This is a genomic window from Streptomyces sp. NPDC048297 (assembly GCF_043201585.1).
Lineage (GTDB): Bacteria > Actinomycetota > Actinomycetes > Streptomycetales > Streptomycetaceae > Streptomyces.
Genome location: NZ_JBICZA010000014.1, coordinates 1 through 12,026 on the forward strand (window position 1 = coordinate 1; position 12,026 = coordinate 12,026).

4 protein-coding genes are annotated in these 12,026 nt (G+C 72.9%); 2 read left to right on the forward strand and 2 right to left on the reverse strand.

Translation table 11 applies throughout. The features are described 5' to 3' along the window. On the reverse strand, positions 1-270 hold a 270-nt coding region (locus ACGFYV_RS17380; RefSeq protein ID WP_393879238.1), incomplete at its 3' end, for a transposase. A 341-nt stretch (positions 271-611) separates the two neighbouring features. Here ACGFYV_RS17380 and ACGFYV_RS17385 point away from each other — a divergent pair. Both ACGFYV_RS17385 and ACGFYV_RS17390 read left to right on the forward strand, forming a co-directional pair. Further along, positions 612-1,049, forward strand: coding sequence for a YbaB/EbfC family nucleoid-associated protein (locus tag ACGFYV_RS17385; RefSeq protein WP_393879239.1), 438 nt, complete (start codon positions 612-614; stop codon positions 1,047-1,049). Between the two features lie 343 nt (positions 1,050-1,392). Continuing rightward, entirely contained in the window at positions 1,393-10,776 is a 9,384-nt protein-coding gene (locus ACGFYV_RS17390) for a hypothetical protein (RefSeq protein ID WP_393879240.1), read from the forward strand. A 185-nt stretch (positions 10,777-10,961) separates the two neighbouring features. On the opposite strand, the gene ACGFYV_RS17395 is transcribed toward ACGFYV_RS17390, so the two are convergent. Continuing rightward, positions 10,962-12,020, reverse strand: coding sequence for a hypothetical protein (locus ACGFYV_RS17395; protein WP_393879241.1), 1,059 nt, complete (start codon positions 12,018-12,020; stop codon positions 10,962-10,964). Between the last annotated feature and the right edge of the window lie 6 nt (positions 12,021-12,026).

The following is a 12,026-nucleotide window of genomic DNA, read 5'->3' on the forward strand; positions in this document are numbered from 1 at the left end:
CGACCGCAGCTTCGGGATGGCCAGGTCCAGGTCGCCGGCCTGCGTGGTCAACGTCTTGTCCCGGTGCCCGGTGCCCGGTGCCCGGTGCCCGGTGCGCAACGCGGTCCGGGTGTCGGTGTGCTCGTTCCACCCCGCGCCGATCCTCGCGGTGGCCTCAGCCTCGATCAGCTCCTGAAGCATCCGCTCCGCCACCGACCGGACCAACTCGACCCCGTCCGCCGAACGCAGTGACTCCAGCAACCGCAATAGGTCATGCCGGGACAGAGCCACCGTGCACCTCCTCGTCGAACTGCCAGTTCACTACGGAGAGTTGCACGGTGGCCGACCCATGCTCAGGGAGCACGAAACCCAGCAGACGTGCGCCCGCGCACACCTCAACCGTGATCGGCTACACCACGAACGGGGACACGACCAAAATATTTGCCTCCGTGATCCGGTGGCGCAGAAGAGGCCGTGTATCTACGGGCAGCCGAAGTGCCTGTGTGTCCCTGGTTGTCAATGAACGGTGGAGGAAGAGTTAACACCGGCGTTACCTTTTGATGGGCCTCCCGAGGAGGAAGCCCGGACCAGGCGTCCTCACCCGGCATTCGTGTGGAGAATGGGGTTCGGCAGTGTCCGGATATGAGCAGGAGATCGAACGGCTGCTGGCTGACTACCGCACGCAGCGGAGCCAGATCGACGAGAACCGTCGGCGCATCAACGAGATGTCCGCCACGGTCACAGCGCCGCGCAAGGTGGTCTCGGTCACGGTCACCGCGCGCGGTGAGGTCACCGAGATCGACTTTCCGACCGGTGCCTTCCGCCGTATGACCCCCAAGGAACTCGGCGAGATCCTGCGGACCGCTATCGCGGACGCTCGTGCCCAGGCACTGGAACAGGTGGACGAACTGGTCTTCGGCGACCTGCCGTTCCAGCTCAAACCGTCCGAGGTGCTCACCGGCAGCGCGGACCTCGGCGCACTCCTGCCGACCGAGCCGCAGCCCGCCGACGGGGTGCGGGAGTACCTGGACAACGGGGTGCCGAACCGCGGCGGCGACCGCCGCGACTGACCCCGGGAACGACTCGCACGATCCCGCGGGGAGAGGCCGGGACGCCCCTCCCCGCACCCTCCGTGCCGTTCCGCATCACCCGGGCGAGCCGCCGCAACCGGTGTGACAGCCGCCAGTGCCCGCGTCGGCGCGCCCATCGCTCCCGCGATGCCGGCCCGCCCGGCGTCACTTGTGTACGCCCCGACCTGCGGAGACGTCTTTCCCGCAGTCGTCCGTGCGCCCTGCGAACGATGGAGTTCCGGATGGCGAGTCCCACCGACGCATGCCCTGCCGACGGCGCACAGCCCGACGGCAGTGCCCTGGCCCCGAACCGGCGCGAGACGGCCGGGCGGGAGTGTCTCCGGTGACGATCTATTTGCCGGACGCGTTCGGCCCAATGGCGAAGATGACGGTGGGTGAGGAGTGGATCAAGACTGACGAGGACAAGCTCCGCGAATTCTCGGACGTGTGGTTTGAGAGCGCACGTCAGATGATGGCGATCGCGGAGTCGTTGGGTCCGGCGACGCAGGGTGTGCTGAACGCGGTTGGTGGCAGGGTCGGTGAGCAGTACGAGGTGTTCACCCGGGAGATGGCCGAGGCGCTGCCGGGTCTGGCGGGGTCGTCGAAGGAACTGGCGGAGCTGCTGAGGGAGAACTCTGTTCAGGTGCAGTACGCGAAGCTCATGCTGTTGGTGCAGATGGCGTGGACGATGTGGGCCATTGGGGAGCTGCTCTTCTTCGGGATGCCGGAGGCGGTCGGGGCGCTGGTCAAGGGTGTTCAGGCGGTGTGCAGGCAGATCCTGAGATCGCTGTTGCTCGGCACTCTCACCGGTGTGGGCTTCATGGCCTTCTCGGACTTCGCGATCCAGTTCATTCAGAAGTACGGCACGAAGGACCGTTCGCACTGGTCGCTGGAGAACTTCCTGTCGGACGTCGTGGGCGGCGGGATCGGTGGTGCGTTGGGTGGTCTGCTGTCCGAGGTGGGGCACATGGTGGCGCCCAAGTTCGCCTCCCATCTGCTGGGGCAGCTGGCCATCGGTGGTGCGGTGGGCGTGGGGTCGACGGTGCTGACGGACCTCGCCCAGCGCAGCCCCAACGACGGTATGACGGTGGGCCTGGGAGCAGCGTCGGGTGCGGTCGGCAACCTCCAGGGGCGGGGCTGGAAGGGATGGGGGCGATTCGGCGGCCACACCCCCGACATCGACACGCACTTCGACCTCCCGAAGACACCCGAGTTCGACGGCACCTTCACCGACAACGGTTTCACGGACAGCTTCACGGACACCTCCACCGACGACGGCTTCACGGACAAGCCCACGAAAACCTCCCCTCATACCTCCACCGGTACCTCTGCCGTCACCCTCACCATCACTCCCGACGTCCTCAGCCCCGGCACCACGACCGAGCAGAGGACAACGCCGGAACCCTCCCTGCCCGTCGTCCCCGCGGGCAAGGACGTGTCGGATCGCTGGGCGGAGGTGTTCACCGCCTCACGGGCCACGGTGAACGAGGTGGACGCGCCGGACCGGCAGAAGCTGCTCGCGCAGGCCGCCACCGTCGTGACCACCGGCCACAGACCCCCCGCGATCGACCGGCGCGGCATGGCCGCCGGTTCGCCCGCCGAGCAGTACGCACGGCTGCACGACGACATCCTCCACGCCGTCGCGGCCGAGCTGCTCACGAAACCCCGTCCCGGCCTCGCCCTCACCGACCCCGCCCACCCGGCACGCGTCCTGTCCGACCGGCTCGGCGCCGACCTCGGTACGAGGCCGGCGGGCGGCCTGCCGGGTGGCGCACCCGCGCACCTGCCCGCGCACACGCAGGGAGCGAGCGCCAGTGGCGCGTCCCACCGGCAGCCGGACGGCGCGCAGCCGGTGGCACGAAGCGAGATCGCCGCGGTGTTCGAAGGCAAGGGCAAGGACAGGGAGCAGTGGTACACGGTGACCCGTGCCGCCTCCCACGACGGAAGCGCGCCGCGGACCTACGAGGTCAGCACCGCCGGCCGGATCAGCACACCTGGGAACGAGACCCTCCCGCCGGACGGCTGGACACGTCAGGGGCGGGACTTCGTCCACCAGGAGAGCGGCTACGTCCTGCGCGCGAGCGACGGACAGCTCATGCGGGCGCCCCGGCTCCAGCAGGCGGCGACGGAATCCACCACGGTGCAGACGGCCGCCCCCGCGTACGAGCTGCGGGCCGACAGCAGGTATCTCTACGCCGCACCCCGCGACTCCACCGACACCACCGCCTACCGGATCCGCCTCGACGCGCCGCAGGACGTCCGGGCAGAGGTGCCGTCGGGCGTGCGGGCGGAGGTGCCGTCGGGCGTGCGGGCGGAGGTGCCGTCGGGCGTGCGGGCGGAGGTGCCGTCGGGCGTGCGCGCGGAGGTGCCGGCCGCGGTCCATTCGGAGGTGGCTTCCGCGCCCCTCACGGCCGGTCCGACCCTCCCGGCCCACGCCGGCCCGACCCTCCCGGCCCACACCGACCCGGCCGCCGCGGTGACTGCCGGCGGCCCCGTGACGTCGGACCATGCGGCAGCGACCCTCCACCACACGCCGGTTCAGCCCGCCGCCGTGCCCGTTCCTCCGCCGGGATCCGAGCCGTCCGGCAACGGCACGGCCGTGGGGCCGCACCCCGACCGCCTCCGTTCGATCGGCGTGCCCAAAGCCGGGCTGCCGCAGCTGCCCGAGGTCGTACGGACATTGCGCGGGCTCGCCGCCGGCAGCGGTCACACCGTGCCCGAGCCCGTCTGGGAACGGCTGCCGCAACGGCTGCTGTCGAACTACCCCTATCTGCTGAGGAGTTCGGACGGCGACCGGGACGGGTTGCTGGTTCCGCTGGGGAAGGTCGAGGCGCTGGTCACCCTCGATCTCACACGGCCCGAGATCGTGGCGCAGCCGGGCGGTGCCGTCGTGCGTCCTGGAGAGGACGGCGTACCTCCCGGGGAGGGCGGCGTGCGGGCCACCGGGACGGTGAGCGCCGCCCTGGCGACCGGCGCGCACGTCCAGCGCGAGGCGGGGGCGACGAGCGTGACCCGCGCCGGGCTGTCGGCCAACTTCGGTATCGGTCTGCCTTCCACCAAGGCACATCTGCTCTCCGTCGGCGCCGGAGTCTCCGGCGTCGCGAACGCCGCGGGCCGGTCCACCTCGCACACCGCCGACGCCGAGCGCGGCCGTGTGGAGGACAACCGGGACGGTGCCACACTGATCTCCTGGGAGCCGCGCTGGAGCGTGCGGCTGCGCCCGGTGCACGGTGGCCGTCCATGGGAGGAGGTGGCGGAGACCAGGGTGGTGCCGGGGAGCCCGGACGACCGGGCCCAGATCTGGGTGGCGAAGTCGTACCTCGACCAGGCGGCGTCGGAGCAGGTGGTGGCGACCGGGACGCAGGTGCTCCGCGACAAGCTGCCCGCGCACCACTTCGTGTCGGGCCTGACCGGACTGCCCACGCTCTTCGACCACATCGTGCAGCGGATGGAGGAGGGCGGCACGCCGGTGTCCTCCGACCCGTGGCTCCGCAACGAACTGCTGCACCGGCTGTGGAACCTGCAGTCCTTCCTCGACGCTGCGGTCAACTCGGAGGACGGCTACGTCTTCCGGCTGCACGACCGGCACGGCGTCCCGGTCGCCTCGGTGGCCGTGCACACCCAACGACTGGCCCCGGGCCGGGAGCCCCGGGTCGGCGCCACGAGCGATCTCTCGCACATCGAGAACTCGCGCACCGCCATCGACGGCACGTCGGGCGACCACTCCCTCACCCAGTCGACGACGCTCACCCCGGCCTCCGCCGAACTCGACGTCACCCCGTTCCCGTTCAAGGACCCGGACCTCGGCATCGGCCTGTCGACGAGCGTCTCGCAGACCTGGACCAACGGGGACAGCAGCGGAGCCGGGCGGGCCGGGCTGTGGGTCATGGTTCCCCGCTACACGGGACCCACGGCCGGTTACTGGGCCACCTTCGCCCACCGCGCGGTCGTCTCGCTGCGCAGCGACCCCGCGGACCGGGCGCGCTACACCGGGAGCGTCGTCGGGAACGGGCTGCTGCGGCTGCCCGAGCCGGAGGCCTTCCGGCACGGCTTCCCGGTGGACCGGACGTCGCTGCGCGAGCACGTGACGCCCGACCGGGGTTTCGTCACCTACCGCGAGGACGCGCTGACCAGCGCGCCGACACCGGAACAGCTCGCGCCGCGCCCCTTGCCGCGGCAGTTGACCGCCGAGCGGTACACCGGCGTCGGCCTGGGTGTGGTGGAGGTGCCCGAGTCGACCTCCCGGCAGCTGTACGACCGGATCGCCGAGCAGTTGCGGCCGCACGGTTTCCTGCTGCCCGACGCCCCGCGCAACCGGCTCGGCGGACGCTCGTGGTGGGAGCTGGGCTCGGGGCTGGACAGCCGGGTCGACAACGAGGACCTGCTGCGCAAGTTCCTGAACGACGGCCTGGCCGTGCACCACGACCGGATGCACCAGGACGGCCTGACGCTGGTGCTGCACCGGCGGCGCGGCACGGCCGGCATGGAGTTCGACGTGGACGCGGCGCGGATCACCATCACCGCGGAGCGGTCGCAGCCGACCCGGTTCCTCAACAGCGCCGACGACCACCACATCGTGAACCTGGCCATCGGCATGGACACCGCGTCCACCGCGGTCTCGGGCAGCCACACCGTGTCGGCCAACTTCCGGGTCAAGAGCATCTTCCGGCAACTGCTCGGCGGCGCCGGCGGGATCGCGCTCAGCGCCGGACGCAGCGCCTCCGACTCCGCCTTCTACCTCAGCGGCCGGCCCGAGCTGATGGAGCACGGCTCGGGCGACGTTCTCCGGTCCGAAGTGACGAGCACCTACACCGCGCGGATCGAGTTCCAGCACAGCGGGCTGCGCGGGCAGTTGCGGGCCGGACGCCGCGATCCCGCCCCCGTGGTCCTGGCGGACCAGCCGGCGATCGTCCGGACGCTGCCGCTCGGCGACGGCAAGCAGGGGTTCGCGCAGGGCACCAGGGACACCACGGCGGGGACGGTCCTCGACCAGGCGGTGATCTTCCACTTCGACACCACCGGCACCCGGCAGGCGCTGCACCGGCTGCTGCCCCACCTGGACGGCCCACAGGGCAGGGGGGCGCGGGTGATGGACTCGATGGTCGCCTCGCTGCGGGCCCACCTGAAGGAGGCGGCGCAGGACACCCACGTACCCGGCGAGGAGGCGCGCGCCCGTGGCATCGGCGCGCCGATCCTCACCGACCAGCCGTTCGACCCGGGCTTGCTGCGGGACAGCCACGCGGCCATCGGCCTCGGCGCGAAGCTCAAGCGGTCGGACTTCGTCGGTGCTTCGACGCGGCCCTTCGTCCAGGGCCTGATCAAGTTGTTCCTCGCCCAGGCCACCACCTCCACCTCGACGTCACGCGGTCTCACCTGGATCCAGGCCGACGTGACCGCGGGCGGGCCGAACGCCGCCGGTACGGTCAACACCAACGGCGGTGTCGACATGAACCACCACTGGCAGCACAACGTGTCGGAGAGCTACGGGCTGCAGGGTGCCCGGGAGGTGGTCCACCTCAGCTTCTCGCACGTGTACCTCTACCGGACCCGGGTCGACCTCGAACTGACCGCCCTGTCCGAGAAGCACGGCAAGCTGATGTGGAGCTCGCGCGACATCCGCAGGGCCGCCGTCGAGGACCGGGAGATGATGTACCTGCTGCCCGAGCCCGAAGCGCTCGCGCTCTACGGCAAGGGTGAACTCCCGGTCTCCGACGAACAGTTGCGGGACGCCATGAGCCGCTGGGAGGACGGCTCGCTGCCGCTGCAGGGGAACACGGTGGCGGCTGTGCTCGCCCGGTGGCACGGCGACAGGACGGCGGCCGGTGACGGCGCGGCGGCCGGTGACAGTGCGACAGTCGGCGACGGCGCGAAGGCCGGTGACGTGGAGGGCGCCGCCGACGTGAAGCAGCCGGCACACTTCGCCCAGGTCCTGAGTGAGCGGCACAACGGCCCCGGCAGCTCCGACACCGGCCGGCTCACCGTGTGGGACAGGCAGACGCGCGAGGCGTTCGAGCAGACGTTCGGCGACCGCTTTCCCCTCGACGCGCGCGCCAACCCCCTGGCCTCGCTCCGCCTTCCGGAATACCTCACCCGGCAGGACCCGGGAGGCAACATCCTCGGGCACGCGAGCGTCGTCAGCATCGACCATCAGGGCGGCCACTCCACCGCCGACATGATCCGCGACGCCCTGGACCGGGCCGCCCCCGGACTGCTGACCCGCCGGCCCGACCTGTGGAACGGCACCGGCCGGCACCTCGGCCGGCTGCAGGGCGGAATCGACGCCGTCCAGGCGCTGTTCTCCCGCGGCCGGAGCGACGCCGCGCTGGAAGACCTGTTGTCCGGCAACGGCGTCGAGTTCTTCTTCACCAACCAGATCGGCTGGTTCCTCACCGACGCGGTGAAGGTGACCGTACAGGCGGAGCTGCTTCCCGGTCTTGAGGTGCTCGGCGAGCGCGCCGAGGCGGGCCTGGAGCTCTACGGCCACCACTACGTGAACTCCTCGACGAGCGCATCCCGCGACGCCGGTCAGGGATTCACCGTCGCCAAGCTCGGCTCCGGCCGCGAGCACGGAGGCGGCGGTGCCTCGGCGGCCTTCGGCACGACCCGGCACAGCGGCGTCACCCATTCCGAGTCCGGCGTCTCCGGGCAGACCGTCTACTCCTGGAACGGCCTGTACGAGGCGCGGGTGCCGCACCGCTTCACCGTCACCGCCACACGACTGCACCTGCCGAACCGGCCCCTGAACGAACTCGCGGTGGGCGCCTTCCGGACGATGCGCGGCCTCGGCGGCACCCGCACCGTGCAGTCCGAGGGCACCACCCTGCTGCACCTGCCGGCCGGCATCGCCCGGTTCGAACCGCACTCCACGCACTCCGGTCCGTCCACGCCCTCCGTCCCCCGGGACTTCGGCGCGCTGCCCCGGCTGCCGGGCGACGCGGCCGTGCAGGGCGTGGTGCTCGACGACGCACTGCCCGCCGCCCGGCGGCTGATGGCGCGGGTCTTCGGCCACGGTGAGAACCCGGCACGTTACCGCGGCAGCCTGGCCCTCCCGACACTGATGATGCGCAGCCATCTCACCAACCTGCTCGGCCGGGTGGGACCGAACGAGCGCGTACGGCTGGCCGCCCACCTCTTCCAGCCCGGCAGATCGGCGCACGGCGTGGAGCTCTACCTGCGCAGCGTCGCCTACGACCTCCAGGTGCTCGGCGAGGTCCAGGAAACCGGCACCGGCCGGTACGGCAAGCACCAGAGCGGTACGACCGTCTCCGCGTCCACCGACCACTGGCGGGCGACCGGCGGCGGCAACGGGAACGCGGGCGGCGTCCTGCCGCACACGGCCGCCGACACCGGCTCCGGATCGACGAGCCAGAACCGGGCGACGGGCGCCACGCACGGCGCCGCCGCCGCTGCCAACTACCGGCGCGAACAGCACGTCAAGCAACAGGCGCCGACCTACCTCGTCCGCCTCCGCGTCCAGGTGCACCTGGACGCGGAGGAACACCGCAACCACCTCTTCGTGTCCCCCACGCGGCTGCGCACCTGGACGAGCGAACCCATCAACGGGGAGATGTACGTGGAACTCGCGCAGGGTGACGTCGACGCCCTCCGTGCCCAGACGGGCGCGGAGGCGCGGAGCCGCCCGGCACGGATCTCGGCGTGGCTGCGCGCACAGTCCCTGGCACCGGTCGAACTCGCCCCGCTGCTGCTCGACGCGGCCGGGGCACCGGGCGCCGACGCGGCCCGCGCGGACCTGGTGGTCAGCAGGGCGCTGGGCGACCGGGTCGGTACCGGCCCGCGCGGACTCGCCCTCACCCTCGACACGGACCGGCTCGCCCTGGGTGTTCACCGGGCCACCCTCGCCTGGGCCGTGCACACCCTGCGCGAAGACCACCAGGCGTATCTGCGCCAGGATCCCGCGGCGGCGCCGCCACAGGCCCTGGCCCGCTTCGAGCGGGAGCACGCCGACCTGCCGGAGCGGCCCCGCCCCGGCGCCCGCACGCTGCTCGCGGACAGCAACGCCGACATCGTGGCCACCGTGCAGGCGTACCACCGGGCCCGCCCGGACACCACGGCCGAAACCGTCGCCCCGACGCCGCCCGCCCTCGCCTTCGGCTCCCTCGACCCGGTGCTACTCGCCCGCGACATCGCCCACAACCTCGACGCGCACGTCCGGTTGGCCACGCCTGCCGGACGGGCGAGCGCAGAGTCCGCGACCGACCAGTGGATCGGACCCGACGGGCGGATCCGCACGGACGTCCCCTGGCGTAATCGGAACGAGGTCCCCGCCCCGGCCGGTGCCGCCACCGGCACTGCCGGGAGCACGGGCGGACTGCGGAGCGACGCCGTCTTCCGGCCCGCCCCCCTCGCGGACCGCACGGGCGCGGCGCGGCGCAACAACGCAGACGCGTGGCTGGCCATGGTGCGCCGGGCGGCCGGGAGCGGCGGAACGTCGTACGTCAGGCGGCTGGTGTCCGGCGTGCTGCGGGACCGCCCGGACGCGGCCTTCACCCATCGGCCGATGCGCGCCGAGGCGCAGGCCGGCCCCACCGCCCCGGCCGCAGCCGCGCGCCTCGCCCTGCCGCCCGTGCCCGAGGCCCCCCGGCCCGCTCCTGCTTCCGCCCCCGCCGGTGAGACCGCTGCCGGCACCGGCACCGCCACCGTCGGCGCGGACGCGCCTCGTTCTGCGTTGCCGTTGCGGCACAGTGTGTCCGCCGAGCGCGGTTCGACGCGGGTGTCCCGCGAGGAGTCGTGGTGGCTCGAGCGCGTCGCCGACCACTACCTCGCCGAGACCCGGCGGCGCGCCGCCACCGGCCTTTCCACCAGGGCCGAAGTCCGCTTCACCGACCACGGGGACGCCGCGCCCGGCCCGCGGCGGGCCGAGCGCACGAGCCCCGCCTTCGCACAGGCGGTGCGGGCCGTCTTCGAACGCAGGATCGGCGGCGCGGCGGAGGCGGCGGCGCTGCCTTCCGGCTACACCCCTGTCGTCGGCCCGGCGCCGCTCGGTGCCGGTTCCGCCGACGGCACGGCCCTGTCGCCGGGGGGCCGGTACGTGACCGTCGAAGTGGCGTTCGACGAGGCCCCGGCGGCGCCCGCTGTCTCGGACCCGCTCGCGGTGCCAGGCATGCCGGACCCGGCGGACCGCGTGCCGGCGGACCTCACCGCGCTGGCGCCGGACGTTCTGCGGCGGCAGCTGGTGGAGGCCGACATGATGGCCCATCCGGCGGACCGGGGCGACGGCGCAGGGGACGTCCATGTGCCCGCGCCGTACGTCCATGTGGTCCGCCTGGGCGGGGTGTCCACGGAACTGATCGGCGGAGAAGGCGGAGGTGGGGGGTTCGAGGCGCTCGTGGGCGCCGTCCGGGGGCCGGCCGAGGTCGTGCTGTGGACGGACGTCCCGAGGGAGCGCATCGAGGCGGTCCGTTCCGGCGGCCCGGCGGCGCCGGAGGAGCGGCGGCTCTACGAGTGGGCGCTGCTCCACGGGGTGCGGCTGGTCAACGTGGACGAGATGGTCCCCGGGGCGACGCCCGGCGGGGACGGCCTCGCCGCACGCATCGCGCCGCGCAGCGCGGGCGACGAGCCGGACCTGGTCCGGGCGTTCCGCACCGCGGGGGACCATTCCCAGGCGGCGCGCCTGCTGCGGCAGTACGTGGTGGGTCTCCCGTGGGAGGAGTACCCTCCCGCCCCTGCCGCGCCCGCGGAACCGGTGCGCTCGGCGGGAGCCGCTTGATTGCTCGGCCGCTTGGCCGCTTGGCCGCCTGGCCGCCTGGCCGTCTGGCCGTCTGAGCCAGCTGCGCCGTCTGAGCCGAGTGCGCCGCTGCGCCGGCTGTCGCCCGGGGGCTCTCCACCGAAGCGAACGGTCCCCCTGCCGCGAACGGCAGGGGGACCGGGGCGGGCGCCGGAAGGGTGCCGGGGTCAGTGCGCGGTGCCGGCGGCCCACAGCAGGGCGCCGGTGCGCGTCTGGATCGTCACGTTGCCGTCGTTCTGGATGACGAGTTGGGCGCCGCTGTGGCCGGCCGTGTTCGACGTCCACAGACTGCGGCCGTCGGAGGCGTAGACGACGAGGTTCCCGTCGTCCTGGAACACCGCGCGGTTGCCGCTCCCGGTGGTCCTGGACGACCAGCGGATGACGCCGTTCTCGTCCGAGATCACCAGAGCGCCGCTGCGCAGCATGGTGATGCGCATGCGGTTGGAGGCGATGGAGTCGCCCGCATGCAGCACCGTCGTCGCCTGGACGACCTTGGTGGACCACTTGTGCGGCGCCGCCGCCGGCTTCGCGGCGGGCTTCGAGCGCGGAGCGGCGGCAGCGGAGAGAGCCGCGGGCTTCGCATGGGTGGCCGACCCGGAACTCCCGTGCCGCGACGAGGCCGCCGGAACCGCCGAGTGGGAGGAGGCATGGCCCGCCTGATGGGCCTTGGGTTGAGGGCTTTTGGGGTGATGGTCCTTGGGGTGGTGATCCTTGGGGTGGGCGGCGGGCTTGGCCGGGGGCTTCGTGGCGGAACGGGCCGGCGGCTCGGTGCCGGGCTGGGGCGGGGGCGGGACCGTGTCGTCGGTGCCGGGATCCGCGATCGCCACGGGCTGGTCGGCTTCCTCGGCACTCGTGGTCTGCGTCCTGTCGCTGTGCGCCAGCGGAACGGCGACCAGCACCGCTCCGGCGACCACAGCGGCGGCGGCAGCGGCCAGGGGCCAGTGCCGCATCCGTGTGGTGAGGCCGGCCGGGCGGCTGCCGCCGCCCGCTTCGCGGGCGTCCGGCCGGGACGCGCGGGGCTGCGCGGCAGCCCCGTCCGGCGCCGCACCGGACGGCTCGGACACGGGGTTGCGGTGCGCGGCCACTGCCGGTACCGGGGCGGTCATGGCCGCCGGCGCCTGTGCCAGAGCGGCGGACGCGGCGGACCCGTCGTGGTCGGTGTCGTGCATCGGCATGGCCAGGGCCCGAAGAACCCGCGGACCTCCGTGCCGCTGTGTCGGTGGCATCCGTCC